At 67.4% G+C, this 14,083-nt stretch carries 15 protein-coding genes; 8 read left to right on the plus strand and 7 right to left on the minus strand.

What is annotated here, in order from left to right:
* Positions 1–84: 84 nt before the first annotated feature.
* Both ABGB19_RS15475 and ABGB19_RS15480 read left to right on the plus strand, forming a co-directional pair.
* Entirely contained in the window at positions 85–432 is a 348-nt protein-coding gene (locus tag ABGB19_RS15475) for a hypothetical protein (RefSeq protein ID WP_347686856.1), read from the plus strand.
* A 106-nt stretch (positions 433–538) separates the two neighbouring features.
* On the plus strand, positions 539–1,078 hold the full coding sequence (locus ABGB19_RS15480; RefSeq protein ID WP_347686857.1) for a peroxiredoxin-like family protein: 540 nt from the start codon (positions 539–541) through the stop codon (positions 1,076–1,078).
* 79 nt (positions 1,079–1,157) lie between these two features.
* On the opposite strand, the gene ABGB19_RS15485 is transcribed toward ABGB19_RS15480, so the two are convergent.
* Complete coding sequence (locus tag ABGB19_RS15485) at positions 1,158–1,883, minus strand: Crp/Fnr family transcriptional regulator (RefSeq protein WP_347686858.1); 726 nt, start codon at positions 1,881–1,883, stop codon at positions 1,158–1,160.
* A gap of 458 nt (positions 1,884–2,341) precedes the next feature.
* On the opposite strand from ABGB19_RS15485, the gene ABGB19_RS15490 reads away from it, so the two are divergent.
* The 6 genes from ABGB19_RS15490 to ABGB19_RS15515 all read left to right on the plus strand — a co-directional run bounded on the left by ABGB19_RS15490 (position 2,342) and on the right by ABGB19_RS15515 (position 7,752).
* The gene (locus tag ABGB19_RS15490; protein ID WP_347686859.1) at positions 2,342–2,641 is read left to right on the plus strand and encodes a glutaredoxin domain-containing protein; all 300 of its coding nucleotides are present in this window, start codon (positions 2,342–2,344) and stop codon (positions 2,639–2,641) included.
* A 209-nt stretch (positions 2,642–2,850) separates the two neighbouring features.
* Entirely contained in the window at positions 2,851–3,663 is an 813-nt protein-coding gene (locus tag ABGB19_RS15495) for a YncE family protein (protein ID WP_347686860.1), read from the plus strand.
* A 213-nt stretch (positions 3,664–3,876) separates the two neighbouring features.
* The gene (locus ABGB19_RS15500) at positions 3,877–4,788 is read left to right on the plus strand and encodes a hypothetical protein (protein ID WP_347686861.1); all 912 of its coding nucleotides are present in this window, start codon (positions 3,877–3,879) and stop codon (positions 4,786–4,788) included.
* 3 nt (positions 4,789–4,791) lie between these two features.
* Positions 4,792–5,934 carry an acyl-CoA dehydrogenase family protein gene (locus ABGB19_RS15505; protein ID WP_347686862.1) on the plus strand — a complete coding sequence of 381 codons (1,143 nt, stop codon included), beginning with the start codon at positions 4,792–4,794 and terminating at the stop codon, positions 5,932–5,934.
* 1 nt (position 5,935) lies between these two features.
* Positions 5,936–6,760 (plus strand): PhnD/SsuA/transferrin family substrate-binding protein, encoded by an 825-nt coding sequence (locus ABGB19_RS15510; RefSeq protein ID WP_347686863.1) that lies wholly within the window; start codon positions 5,936–5,938, stop codon positions 6,758–6,760.
* Positions 6,754–7,752, plus strand: a complete 999-nt coding sequence (locus ABGB19_RS15515; RefSeq protein ID WP_347686864.1) for a radical SAM protein — start codon at positions 6,754–6,756, stop codon at positions 7,750–7,752. Before ABGB19_RS15510 ends, ABGB19_RS15515 begins: the two co-directional genes overlap by 7 nt.
* Before the next feature lie 94 nt (positions 7,753–7,846).
* Here ABGB19_RS15515 and ABGB19_RS15520 read toward each other — a convergent pair whose 3' ends face one another.
* From ABGB19_RS15520 to ABGB19_RS15545, 6 genes are all read right to left on the minus strand, one after another.
* A complete protein-coding gene (locus tag ABGB19_RS15520; protein WP_347686865.1) occupies positions 7,847–8,434 on the minus strand; it encodes a hypothetical protein in 588 nt (195 codons plus the stop codon).
* Between the two features lie 55 nt (positions 8,435–8,489).
* Positions 8,490–10,013 (minus strand): ABC transporter permease, encoded by a 1,524-nt coding sequence (locus ABGB19_RS15525; RefSeq protein ID WP_347686866.1) that lies wholly within the window; start codon positions 10,011–10,013, stop codon positions 8,490–8,492.
* Positions 10,010–10,705 (minus strand): ABC transporter ATP-binding protein, encoded by a 696-nt coding sequence (locus tag ABGB19_RS15530; RefSeq protein ID WP_347687202.1) that lies wholly within the window; start codon positions 10,703–10,705, stop codon positions 10,010–10,012. The genes ABGB19_RS15525 and ABGB19_RS15530 overlap by 4 nt, the downstream gene beginning before the upstream one ends.
* 87 nt (positions 10,706–10,792) lie before the next feature.
* Entirely contained in the window at positions 10,793–11,515 is a 723-nt protein-coding gene (locus tag ABGB19_RS15535) for a hypothetical protein (protein WP_347686867.1), read from the minus strand.
* Between the two features lie 161 nt (positions 11,516–11,676).
* The gene (locus tag ABGB19_RS15540; protein ID WP_347686868.1) at positions 11,677–12,864 is read right to left on the minus strand and encodes an acyl-CoA dehydrogenase family protein; all 1,188 of its coding nucleotides are present in this window, start codon (positions 12,862–12,864) and stop codon (positions 11,677–11,679) included.
* Positions 12,857–14,050, minus strand: coding sequence for an acyl-CoA dehydrogenase family protein (locus tag ABGB19_RS15545; protein ID WP_347686869.1), 1,194 nt, complete (start codon positions 14,048–14,050; stop codon positions 12,857–12,859). The genes ABGB19_RS15540 and ABGB19_RS15545 overlap by 8 nt, the downstream gene beginning before the upstream one ends.
* Positions 14,051–14,083: the final 33 nt, after the last annotated feature.

The following is a 14,083-nucleotide window of genomic DNA, read 5'->3' on the forward strand; positions in this document are numbered from 1 at the left end:
CACTGACAGAAAAGGGACAAGACTATGAGGAACACGCTCCGCCTCCCGGGAAGAGCCCGGTTACCGCTCGTCCGATCTGCTGCCGTGGCTGCGGCGGCAATCGCGATCGCCGCGCCGGCGGTTGCCGTCGCCGAGGCCGTCTGGGACATCGGCGAGTACGACTCCTGCACCCGGACCCTTGGGGGCCGCCCCGGAAGCGAGAACGAGCCCATCGCACAAGAGATCGAGAACCAGAAATGGTGCTGCTACAAATCCGGCGGCGAGTGGTCGGAGAAGCAGGGCTGTGTCGCGCCGCCGGCAGAAGGCGCTGGCACGGCAATGCCGCCGACCTGGCCGAAGGTCGATCTGCCCACCGTGGCCGTGCAACCGCCGCTTGTAGCACCGCCGGCGGAACGTGCGCGTACGCCCGGGGTGGGTCCGCTTCTGGGCTGAGCGTCGAACCCGGCCCGGCCCGGCGCCGCTGCACTGCCATCGCACATGATTGTCGCTTCGCTGACACTTCGGTACATGCGCCGCCGGGTCGTGGTTGGCTGATGCGATGCAACGGATTGAGGTCGGCGACGTTGTCGCTACGCATCAGCTCTCCGACATCCACGAAAGGGAGGTGTCCATCCCCGACCCCGGTAACCTGGTGCATCTGCAGTTTCGGCGCTTCGCCGGCTGCCCGATCTGCAACCTGCACATGCGGTCGATCAGCCTGCGCCACGACGAGATTGCCGCCGCAGGAATCCGGGAGGTTGTGGTGTTTCACTCGAGCGCCGAGGCGATGCGCGAGTATCAGGCGGACCTACCCTTCACGACGATCGCCGACCCCGAGAAGAACCTCTACCGTGAGTTCGGTGTCGAGGCGTCACCGAAGGCCGTGCTGAGCCCGCGGGCGTGGCTGGCGGCGGCCAGGGGCATGAAGGGGCAGTCGATGCGCGGCGCGGCCGGACTCGGTGAGGGGCACCTGGGTCTGCCTGCGGATTTTCTGATCCGTCCGGACGGACGGGTGCTGGCGAGCAAGTACGGCCGCCACGCCGACGATCAGTGGTCCGTCGACGAACTGCTGGATGTCGCCGGCGCCGCCGCGAGCTGAGTACGGCGACAGACTCGCAGCCCACAGCGTCGCGATCGATGGTGATTCCCGTGGCGGTGGTGTGGACGCCGCCGTCCGACTAGCCCGCTTTGGTCCGGAGTCGGTCGAGGTCGAGAATGTCGATGCCGGCGTAGTGGATGGCGACGAGTCCCTCGCGTTCGAGTTCCTTGAGGATCTTGTTGATGGACGGCCGCTGCACACCCAGCATTGCGGCAAGCGTCCGCTGTGCAAGGTGAACTGAGCCGTCTACGGATTCATCGAGAACCAGCTGTGCAACCTGGGATGGCAAGGGCCGACCCAGCATGGCCACTAGCCGGCCCTGTCCGGCAGACACCCGCTGGGCCACCGACGAGAGCCAGCGACGCGCGATGTTCGGATGAGACGCCAGCAGCGCTTCGAATGCGTTTCGGTCCAGACGGAGGCAGGTGCTGTCGTCCAGAGCCCGCGCGGTGTAGGCATTGGGCATATCGAGAAGCAGAGCGATGTCGCCGTCGACGTCGCCGGCGCGCATGACTTCGACCACGACTCGTCGGCGACCCGAACCCACGGCGAGTTCGATCTGCCCCTGACGAACGATCCACACTCCGGCCGGTGGCCGCCCGGCCGCGAAAAGCACTGTGCCCGACGCGAACTCTCGGGACACCAGCGTCCCGGCCAGAGCTGCGACGTCCGCCGGCGTCAACGGAGCGGCGGCACCGCGGCCGACACAGCGGGCGACCCACGCAGCGTGGCGAACCTGAGCGTCCTGAGGGCTCTCACCGCCCGCGAGCGCAAGCATGGCGTGTCGAATCGGGTGTTCCGGCATGGTCCTCTCCAGTGAGTCTCAGCCACGGTGTCATCCTGCAGACAATCGCTCGCCACGACTGTCACCATGCCTACATTCTTGCGGTCGAGGCGAGGGGTGCGCGGTTTTTTCCGGTTGGACACACTTCACTCAACTGGAAGGACAGAAGATGTCGTACGCTGCGCAAACGGCGCGCAGGACGAGGCCGCTGTCGGTGGCAGAGGGCTCGGCACCTGCCCGGCTCCTCCGGTCACGCTCCAAACCGCCGACGGGGCGTCGCCGTGATGCTGACAACGGCACTGGTGATGAGCGGCCGCAGTGGCGCTCGTCGCGCTCAACTGACAGAACCGGGGCCCGCCTGCCTCGGGCTGAGAGTCCCTTGCATTGCCCCGGCTTGATGAATGTCTTCCTGCAAGCGGCAATGATTGGGGTCACATGTACGACCAATGCACCTGTCGTTGTCAGTGCGAGGAGATGCGATGACCGAGGAGCAAGTCCCGAATCCCATCGTGGAGGTGTATTGGCGGCCTGGCTGTCCCTTCTGCCGGATGCTCATGCGCCCTCTGCGACGGAGCGGTCTGCCGCTTCGCGAGTTCAACATCTGGGAAGATCCCGCGGCCGCCGCCCGCGTACGCTCGGTCGCTGGCGGAAACGAAACCGTTCCAACGGTTTTCATAAACGGTGCCGCCATGGTCAATCCATCTCTGCGCCAGGTGTTTGCCGTGGCTGGCGGCATGCCGGGACCCACGCCATGGTGGACGCGGTGGATGCGCCGATGACCTTAGGATCGACGTCCTCCAGGGCGGCCGCACTGCTCCTAAGCATCGTCGTGGCGGTTGCCGGGTGCGGCCAACCGGCACCGGATCCGGCCACCACGACCGGGCTGCCCCCTCCAGCGGAACCCCACACTGCCCCGGAGCAGACGGAAGCGGTCCCTGGCCGAGCGGTTGCTGTCGGCGAGGCGCCGGAGGGCGTCGCGGTCGACGCTGTGACACGGACGGTGGTGATCGCCAAACGCAACCCCAACGAACTTGTTCTGATGAATGCCGATACCGGTGCCGTCACCGGACGCACACCACTGCCAGGGTTCGTCAGGCATCTCCAACTGGCCGCGCCTGGTGGGCCGGTCCTGGTCCCGATCGAGAGCGCCGACGCGCTCATCCGCGTCGAGCTGCCCGGCGGGCTGGCTCAACGGCCGGTCCCCACCGGCACGGGGCCGCACGACGCGACGCAGGCGCAGAACGGCACCGTTTTCGTCGCGAACGAGTTCGGCGGCACCGTGGTTGCACTCCGCGGCGACAGCACCATCAAGGAGTTCACCGGCAGGGCCCAACCGGGAGGAATTGCAGCAGCGGGTGATTCCGTTGCTCTCATCGACGTTCGCAAGAACGACCTCACTGTCTACGATGCTGCCGCGCTGAGCGTCGTCGGCGCCGTGTCGGCGGGCACGGGTCCCACGCATGTGGTCGCCGATAGGCGCGGGCGGCTGATCGTCACCGACACCCGCGGCGGCATCATCCGGGTCTTCACGCCGCGTCCCGCACCACTGCAGATCGCCAGCGTTCCGCAACCGGGTGGCCCGTACGGCATCACCTACGACGCCACGAGGGACCGGCTGTGGGTGACCTCGACGGGTATCAACGAGGTCGTCGCCTATGACATGGCCGACGCGGCGCCGCGCGAGGTACGGCGGCTGCCGACCGTGCAGAATCCGAACAGCCTCGGAGTTGATCCAGACACCGGCCGGCTCTTCATCGCCGGTGTCGCCGGCGGGGTGGTGCAAGTCGTCGACCCGGGCTGATCGCCCAGGGCGTCGACGCGCGCGGCATGCCGGTGGACGCGCTTGGCGTTACGGCGCCGCAAGTGGGAACCGGCCCACCGCATTCGCTCGACGCTGACAGTGTCATCACGCTGACATTCGACGCACCTATGCGACCGGTGAGCGGTTCAGTCGGACCAGACAGTACTGCCGAAAGCCTCACCGGTACCCGCAACGGAAGTGGACACTGACGGCATGATCACGGCGAGCCCATCCCGAGCAATCGGCCTGCTGTTATCCCCGGTCCCCCCGTCTGCCAGGGCGGGCGGCGTTTCCCTTGCGATCCTCCGGATTGTGGCCGGCCTGTTGTGGCTGGCGCACGTGTGGTGGAAGGTGCCACCCGATTTCGGCGAGGACCGCCGAACCGGGCTGTGGTTCTGGACGCATCTGGCGGTCGACCATCCGGTGTTCCCGCCGTACAGCTGGCTGGTCGAAAACCTTGTATTACCGAACTTCACGCCGTTCGGCTGGCTCGTGCTCGTGGTGGAGACGCTGGTGCCGGTGCTACTGCTGACCGGCACCGCCGTCCGGCTGGCCGCATTGATCGGCATCGCTCAGTCCTTGGCGATCGGGATGTCGGTGGCGCAGGCGCCCAATGAATGGCCGTGGGCTTACGCCATGATGATCAGCATTCACCTCGTGCTGCTGCTTGGGCCCAGCGCGCAGTACGCCGCGGTCGACGCCGTTCGGGCCGCGAGGATCGGCAGCGATGCCGCGCCGGTCGCCAGGCGTCTTCTCCTCGGATGGGGTGCGGTGCTGGCGCTCATGGGTGTGATCGGGGTGATCAAGTCCGCCGGGGCTGAGTTCGCCGCGCCCCGGGGCAAGACCGTCGGCTACCCGCCGCTTCAGCTGTTCCTCGGCGACTACAACATGCTCGCCGCCCTGATTCTGCTCGTCGCTGCGGCGCTGCTCCTCACCGCAGCCGTCACCCGCGCCAGGCCGATGGCCATGGCCGCAGCGATCATCGCCGGGATCGCCGCGCTGTCGATCTACGTGCAACTCGGCCGGACGGAGGTCTGGCTGGGCGGAAATCCCAGTACCGCAGCGGTTTTCATCTGCGCGGCGATAATCGGCTTCGCTGCGCGCCCACTGCGCGTATCGTCCTGAGGCATGCCACCGATGGAGACTTTGAAGCAGGTCACGGCGGTTGCCGCTGCGAACGCCGATCGGGTGGACACCGACGGCGTCTTCCCCTCGGCGGCGGTCGACGCCCTGCGGGGCAGCGGTTTGCTCGGTCTGACCCTGCCCAAGGAGGTCGGCGGTCTCGGCGCCGGCCCGCTGCAATTCACTGAAGTGGTCCGAGAGCTGGCCACGGCATGTGGCTCAACGGCGATGATCTACTTGATGCATGCGGTCGCCGCGGTCAGCGTCGCCGCCGCGCCCCCGACCGGGATGGCGGACCTGTTGCCGGCCATGGCTTCTGGCGAAGCGCTGGGTTCGCTGGCATTCAGCGAGAAGGGGTCGCGTTCGCATTTCTGGGCGCCGGTGTCGACGGCGGCGTTGTCCGCCGATGGGGAGTCGGTGAAACTCCGGGCCGATAAGAGCTGGGTCACGTCCGCCGGTTACGCCGACGTCTATGTCGTGTCCGCCGGATCGACATCCGGAATCGCTGGTGAAGTCGACCTCTTTGCGCTGCCCAGTTCCACTGCCGGCCTATCGGTCATCGCACCGTTCACCGGCATGGGTCTGCGCGGCAACGCCTCGTCGCCCATGACCATCGACACCACGGTCCCGACCACAGCGCGTCTGGGTGAGCAAGGCGCCGGGTTCGGCTTGATGATGCAGACGGTGCTGCCGTGGTTCAATCTCGGCAACGCCGCAGTCTCGCTTGGACTTGCCAGCGCGGCGTATACCGCAACGATCGCCCATGTCAGTAGCGCCCGGCTGGACCACATCGGTGAGTCGTTGTCGGCCTTGCCGACGATTCGCGCTCAGATCGCCAGGATGGGAACGACTCTCACGGCCCAGCAAGCGTATCTGGACCGTGCCGCCGAACGGGTCCATGCGCCCGACGTCGACACGCCGACCTATGTTCTCGGGATCAAGGCGGCGGCCAACGACGCCGCCCTGGCCATCACCGAATCGGCGATGCGCGTGTGCGGTGGTGCGGCCTTCTCCAAACACCTACCCATCGAACGCGCGTTTCGCGACGCGCGGGCGGGCGCGGTCATGGCGCCGACCGCGGACGTGCTCTACGACTTCTACGGCAAATCCATCACCGGCATCCCACTCTTCCAACGCGGGGGGAACTGAAATGACGAACGAACCAATGATCGTCGGGGCGGTCGCCTACACCCCGAACGTAGTCCCGATTTGGGAAGGCATCCGCGAATACTTCGGTGCGCCAGGTGAAGCCGAGGCGCCCATGGATTTCGTCCTGTACTCCAACTACGGAAGGCTCGTGTCGTCGCTGATCGCCGGGCACATCGACGTTGCGTGGAACACGAACCTGGCCTACGTGCGGACGGTGATGCAGACCAACGGCCACTGCATCGCATTGGCGCAACGCGACACCGACGTCGGCTTCAGGACGGTCTTCGTAGCGCGATCGGGCAGCGCACTCAGCGGCGCCATGGCAATCGCCGGGAAGCGGCTTGCGCTCGGATCGGCGGACTCGGCGCATGCGGCGATCCTTCCGCTCTACTACCTCGCGCGCGAAGGTGTGCCCGAAACGGACATGCACGTCATCCGGTTCGACACCGACATCGGCAAGCACGGCGACACCGGCCGCAGCGAGCTCGACGCCGTCGAAGCGGTGTTGGCCGGGGAAGCCGACGTCGCCGCGATCGGCAGCACCACCTGGGACGCGATGGGACGCGACGAGCTGATGCCGGGCACCCTCGAGGAGGTATGGCGCACCGACGGATACTGCCACTGCATGTTCACCGCGCTCGACACCCTGCCCGCCGAACGCTATACGCCGTGGGTGGACAAGCTGCTGGCGATGGACTGGAACAATCCCGAGCATCGCAAGATCCTTGAGCTCGAGGGCTTGCGCCGCTGGGTCAGCCCGCACCTGGACGGCTACAAGCCGCTGTTCGCCGCGGTGGACGAGCAGGGGGTCGACCCTCGGTGGTGATCCTCGACCTGATGAGGTTGATGAGCACGCTGGCCGACGGCGCGACCGGTGAGATCACCGTGCGATCGACCGCAGAGCGGGAGCTCGCCGAAAAGTGGTGCGCGCGAAGCGGCAACACGGTGCTGGGTACCGCCATCGACACTTCGGGAGCCGCGACGCTGACGGTGCGACGAGGCCGTCCACCGGACCCCACAACGGTTCTCGGCCCGGACCGTATGCCTGGTGCGCGGCTGTGGATGTATACCAACTTCCACTGCAACCTCGCCTGTGACTACTGCTGCGTGGCGTCCTCGCCGCAGGCCCCACGGCGCGAACTCGGCGCCGACCGGATCGCACGGCTGGCCAAGGAGGCGGCCGCCTGGGGTGTGCACGACATCTTTCTCACCGGCGGCGAACCGTTCCTGCTGCCCGATATCGGCACGATCGTCAACAGCTGCGCCAGGTTGCTGCCGACCACGGTGCTGACCAACGGAATGGTGTTCAAGGGCAGAGGGTTGCGAGAACTGGAGTCCATCCCGCGCGACAACGTCGCGCTGCAGATCAGCCTGGATTCTGCGACGCCGACGCTGCACGATGCGCACCGCGGTCACGGCAGCTGGGACAAGGCCGTCGACGGGATCCGTCTGGCCCTCGGGATGGGTTTTCGCGTGCGGGTAGCCGCCACCGTCGCGGCGCCCGGGCCGGGCGAACTGAGTGACTTGCACAGACTGCTCGATAACCTCGGCATCCCGCCCGAGGATCGGGTGGTACGCCCGATCGCCCACGAGGGCCTGGCAACCGAAGGCGTGGTGATCACACGGGCGGCACTGGTGCCCGAAATCACCGTCACCGCCGACGGTGTCTACTGGCATCCAGTGGCCGCCACCGATGAGCAGGCGTTGGTCACCGATCGGATTGAACCGCTTACCCCCGCCCTCGACCAGATCTCACGAGCCTTCGCCGAACAGTGGGCTCGCGCGGCGACCGCTGCGCAGCTGTTCCCGTGCGCATGACGCCGATCACCTCGCTGGAGTACCGGCCACTAGGCGGTTCTGCCCGCCACCGATCGCTCGGATCGCAGGTCTGTGACGTATCGGTGAGTGCGCCTCACGCCAGCGGCTGGCCATCCTTGGTCAGGACGTGCCACTCGCCGCCGAAAAGGTCCAGCCCCTGCCCCTTGGCGTCCGTGTCGATCATGTCACCCGCGTACCGGTACAGCGGTTGACCGCGATAGGTCACCTGGCTGTTGCCGTCGCGACGCGAAACGATATCTGCGGCAGCGACATTGATTCCGATGGCGCCCGCCGGATCGCCTTTGGCCAGTACCGGCAGCCAGGTGTCGGCGCAAGCGTCGTAACAGCTGGGGTCGTTGAGCGCGTCGTTCGAGAACACATACAGGGTGCGCCCGCTGGCGTCGACGACGATCTCGCCGAGGTCAGGACGGTCGTCGATGGCCAACGAGACATCGCCTACCGGCGGGATCCCGTCGTTCGACGGCACCGGGTTCGGCGTGGTGGACGCGTCGGTTCGCAGTGGACCCGTCGTGGTGGTGGTCGCGGTCGTCGACGTGCTGGAAGCGTTGTTGGCGAACGCGGCACAGCCGGTCAGCGCTGCGGTGCTCAGCGCGAACAACGACGTCACCACCGCGACCCGACGCTGCAGGCGCGCGGTTTCCGGATGGTTGAGCGTGGGCATATTGATCTTGTTGCCGACAGCCGAACGGCTCAAACGCCCGGCCGGGCCTACCCGTTCACGGTCGACCAGTCGTATGACGCCGAACACGCAGTCCTGGGCGGACGAGGACCAGCGTAGCGACGATCAGCAGGCCAGCAAGCCAGCCCAGACCGGCCAGCAGCGGCCCGGCCTGGTCGAAGTCCGCGGTGAGCCCGGTGTCGAAGAGGACCCGCGTCCAGCCGTACCCGGGCAACAGCTGCGCCCAAGATTCGGGTTCGGGACGCAGCATCGGGCTCTGGGCGATGCCCAGATCGAGGAACGGTACCAGGAAGGCCATGAACACCCCGGCGACCCGGCCGAACAGCGGTCCGATGATCACGCCCACCAACGCATAGGTCATCCCCAGCAGCAGGTTGGCGCCGGCGTAGCCGACCCACTGCCGCGCGTCGAAAACCGTTGCGGTGACGGCAAGCGCGGCCACACTGACCACGACCACGGCGACAGCCACGACACCGAGTCGTGCCGCCACCACCGTCCGAGCGGGATAGCCGGCCAGCCGCAGGCGCGCGTCACCGCCCGCGGCGTCGACGACCACGAACATGCCCGCGAGCGCAGCCAGGGAAGCAATCGCGATCGGTGTCATGGTGCCGGCGTGCACCTCCGGGAACCAGTACGCGGTTTGCACCGTGCCGCCACCCTCGGTCACGCCGAGAACGAGCTCCCGCGCGGGCGTCGTGGCCTCGGCCAACAGCACGAACAGCACCGGCACAACCGCCAGAAGGACCAGTAGCTCTGGGTTGCGGCGCAGATCGACGAATCCCAACCGCAGAGCGGTGGTCAATCTGCCCCGTGCTCGTCGACCGCTGCCGGCGGTGCGTGAGCTCGCGGCCAGTACCACTCCTGCGGCCACGACGGCACCCACCACCCAGATCAGCGCGATCCCGAGATCACCCGGCCGCCCGGCATGGTGCGACGGCAGATCGACCATCCACAAGGTGACGAAATGGGTCGGGAAGAATCGCGCCAACACCATCGTGCCGCCGCTGCCTCCGGGGCCGAAGAACACGTCGACCATCCAGATGAAGAGGATCACCACCGCCCCGTTGACCGGGTTGCGCACCGCAACACCGACGAGCGCACCAATCGCCATGTAGATGAGCGCGAACATGACTGTGCCGGCGATCACTCGACCCGGACTCTCGATACCGGTCCGGAGCGCCAGTGCGATCAACGCCACCGCCGAAGCCAGTCCGGCCAGCAGTAATCCCGTGCTCGCCCGGGCCGAGATAAGCCGGCTCCGAGATAGGCCGGCCAGCAGCATCCGCGTGTCCGCGGCGCGGGCCGAGCGGATCTGGAAATACATCGCCAGACCGGACAGGAAACCGGCCGCCCAGCCCGCGGTCGTGGTCTCCAGCGCCGGCCCGATCTGCCCGCCGATCAGTTCCATCGCATCTGCCAGCGACTCCGCCGCGAACACAACGAAAACCAGCGGCACGAGAACGAGGACGACCAAGTTCACCGGGTTGCGCACATAGTCGGCGACGAAGCACCGCGTCAGCAGGAGCGTCGGGCGCCACTGCTCATGGACAGCGGTGGTCATCGCGGAACTGCCTGGTCGTCACACAGTTGCCCGTCGCACAGCTGCACGACCCGGTCGAAGCGGTGCTCGTCGGCGACGAAGTGACTGATGATCAACACCGACTTCGCCGCGTCGCGGCGCTGGCTCACCAGCTCCCAGAACCTCAAGTAGGTGTCCCAGTCGAATCCGGCATAGGGCTCGTCGAGCAACAACACCTGCGGATCGGCGAGCATCGCCAGCGTGAGGTTCAGCTTGGCAAGGGTGCCCCCGGACAGCCGGTCGGCCCTGGTATCCGCGTACCGCTCGAATCCCAATGCGGCGTACAGGTCTCGCCGGGCGCGACGTTCGGCCTCGTGCGTCATTCGGTAGGCGCGCGCGAACAACTCGATGTGCTCGTCGCATGTCAGCCGCTCGTAGACCACCGGTTGCTGCGGGCAATATCCGAGAACACCCGCGCGTGTGACCGTGCCGGAGTCGGGCGCGAGTTCGCCCACGAGGATCTTCATCATCGTCGACTTGCCCGAGCCGTTCTCTCCCACCAATCCGACGACCTCGCCCGGGCCCAACGTCAAGTCGATGCCACGCAATACCGGCTGCCGGTGCGAGAGTGGCCACATCCCCCTGCGGAACGACTTCTCGATGCCCTCCGCCGACAGCACCGCCGCGGATTCAGCCGGCGCCTTCGTAGCCGCTGCTGAGTAATTGGGTTTCATCACGGCCGCCCTCCTCGCTCGACTTGGTAGCTGCGACGCATGACTGCGCGTAACGTTGCCGCGCGGGGTTGTGTGCCGCCTAGAGGATCAGTGCGGCCCTGCCTCCACACGACGCTTGAGGTTGAGCAATTGTCGTCGCTGCATGCCGAAGTGGATCGGGCGCCAGACGTACCGGATCATCAGTGCACCCGCGAGACTCTCGTACCACGACCGGACACGAGCGATGAGGCGGGTGCTCGTCGCGTCGATCGGCTCGAGAACGAAGACCCAGCTGAACGAGCCAGAATCCTCTCCGAGGACCAGTGCCCGCTCCGGCTCGACCGCCCGAACGATGAAACCGTCCTCTGCCGTCGGTGTCCACGGGAGGATGTCTCCCACCTCGATGTGTTGGAACTCGGGGAGGATCCGTTCCGCGCTCGGCACGCCGCCATTATCGAGCCCGTCGTAGCTGTATACGCCGGCCCGCCGGCAGCCCGCCTGTACCAACCAGGGCCAGATCTCGGCGGGGCGTGCGTGAATGGTCACGCCATGGGTCTGTTGCACCTTGGCAGGCACCAACTCATCGCCCGGAAGCCACCGGTCGGCCTCGTCGCACAGGGGCCGAACCGGGCGCCGCGACAGGACGCCGGTCGCCATCACTGCTCCGAGCCTGATCGCATCGGGGAGGCGACTGACGAAGGAGGTGTCCCCTTTCAGCCAGCGCAATCCGATGTCCCAATTCTCCCGCGGCGACGCGGGCTGTCCAGGGATGACGCTGCGCTCCAGCCGTGAAGGAACGTCGCGCTTGCGAGCGTTGCTGATCTCCGACATTTCGCCTACTCCTCCGCGTCGGGGGATCACTTCCCACAGCCGTACCAAGCGTTCCTCATCCGACCACCCCCACACCGCCGGGCCTAGTGCCGGAACGCCTCGAATGCGGGGACTTACGTCACTCAGGCCGCTGTCCGGCCGCACTGCAGACTCGACGCGAATCAGACCGTGAGGCCGTCGGCGACCCGCGGTACCCGGTCGGCGTCGGCGTTGTCCAACACCATCGCCGCGACCCGATCCCGATGCTGCTCGGCGCTGCCCAGCAGCACAGCATCCGTGGCCGCGCGCTTGTAGTAGAGGTGGGCCTGATGCTCCCAGGTGAAGCCGATTCCGCCGTGCACCTGAATGGTGTCGTTGGCGACATGGCTCAGCGCGGCCGAACACACCGCTTGTGCGATGCTGGTCGCCAACGCCGGGTCGTCGGACCCGTCGATCAACGCCCAGATCGCGTGATAGGCAGTCGATCTGGCGTGCTCGACATCGACGAGCAGGTCCGCGAGCCGATGCTTGACCGCCTGGAAGGATCCGATCGGCCGGCCGAACTGCAGCCGCGACTTCGCGTACTCGACCGAGAGGTCCAGCAGATGCTGCGCGGCCCCGACCTGTTCGACAGCCAGCAGTGCCGCACCGACCTGCAGCGCGTGCTCGAGGACCCGCGGGGTTTCGTCGGGTCCGGCGATCAGGGTCGCAGGGGCGTCGGAGAACGTGACGTTCGCCTCGGGCCGGGTCAGGTCGAGGGTGGCCAGCGCCGTGCGCTGCACCCCATCGGCGCCGGCGTCGAGCGCGTACAGGCCGACGCCGTCCGCTCCACGCGCGGCGACCAGTAGGACGTCGACGACGCCGCCGTCGACCACCTGAGTCACTGTGCCCGACAACGTGTCCGGCGCGGCCGTCACCGTGACCGCGTCCAGTTCGAGGGTCCCGGCCCGGTCGGTCACCGCGACGGCCGCGGTGCGCCGCCCCTCGACGAGGTCGCCGAGCAACTCGTCGCGCGCGGCACTGGACGGGGCGGCCACCAGCGCGGGGATGGCGAGGTAGACCGTGCCGAACAGTGGCCCGCACGCCAGCCGTGCGCCGAGTTCCTCAATGGCGACGGCTTGATCGACCAGGGTGCCGCCGACGCCGCCGTCGCTTTCGGGCACCGACAGGCCCAGCACGCCGAGTTCGCCGCCGAGCCGCGCCCAGACCTTCGGGTCGAAGGGCGGGTCGGACTCCATCAGCTGGCGGATCTTGTCCTCCGCGAAGTGCTCGGCGCCGAATTTGCGCACCGCGTCGCGCAATTGGGCCTGTTCGTCGGTGAACCTGAACTCAGCCTGGACTTCGGGCTGGTCCGCACGCTTCTCAGCCACGGGGAATCTCCTTCCACGGCATGCCGGTGTCAGCGCGCAGGTCGCCGGGTAGTCCGAGAATGCGTTCGCCGAGGATGTTGCGCATCACCTCGGACGTGCCACCTTCGATGGTGTTGGCGCGGCTGCGCAGGAAGCGCTGCTGGACCGGGCCCTGCCAGTCCCGCTCGCCGGTGGCTGCCCCCTGCTGGTACCCGTGATATAGAAGTCCTTCTGGCCCAAGGAAATCCATGCACCACTGATAGATGTGCTGGTTGAGTTCGGCCCCGACCAGTTTGCCGATCGAGCCTTCCGGGCCCGGGCCGCCGACCGTCGCAGCTGCGCGGGAGCGTTCTGACGTTAGCCGTTGCGCCTCCGAGCGCAGCCACAACTGCGCCAGCCGGTCGCGCAGCACCGGTGTCTGGCGCTCCGGACGCGACGCCCACAGCCCGGTGGCGTCGGCGATGGTGCCCGCGCCCCGTCTGCTGCCGCTGCCGCCGAGTGCGGTGCGTTCGTTCATCAGGGTGGTCATCGCCACGGCCCAGCCGTTGCCGACGTCGCCGAGTCGGTGCTTGTCGGGGATGCGGGCGTCGGTGAAGTACACCTCGTTGAACTCGGCCTGGCCGGTCATCTGGCGCAGCGGCTTGGTCTCGACTCCGGCGCCGTGCATGTCGATGACGAAGTAGGTGAGGCCCTTGTGCTTGGGCACGTCCGGATCGGTGCGCGCCAGCAGCAGCCCCCAGCGCGCCCGGTGCGCCAGGCTGGTCCAGACCTTCTGGCCGTTGACGACCCAGTCCTCGCCGTCGCGCTTCGCCGTGGTGGCCAGCCCGGCGAGGTCGGAGCCGGCACCGGGCTCGGAGAACAGCTGACACCACAGATCCTCGGTGGTGGCCAGGGGACGCAGCCACTGGCGCTTCACGTCCTCGGTCTGGGCGTGCTCACGAATGGTCGGCGCGGCCATGCCGTATCCCATCGGGTTCAGCCCGAGCGGCACCGGCCCGCCTGCACCCTGCAGGACGCGGTCGGCGACCGCCTGCAGGCCGCGCGACACACCCAGGCCGCCGAGGCCCTCGGGAAAGTGCACCCACGACAGGCCGGCGTCGTAACAGGCGCCGAGAAACTCCTGGACCGGCACCGTCTTCGGGTCGTGCTCGGCGACGACCCCGCGCGCCAGTTCGGCGACCCTCTCGGCATCAGCGTCATTGCTCATGCCAGTCACGATAGAAACTCGACACCCGTCGAG

Origin of the sequence: Mycobacterium sp. B14F4 (genome assembly GCF_039871645.1) — a bacterium.
Taxonomy (GTDB): Bacteria; Actinomycetota; Actinomycetes; order Mycobacteriales; family Mycobacteriaceae; genus Mycobacterium.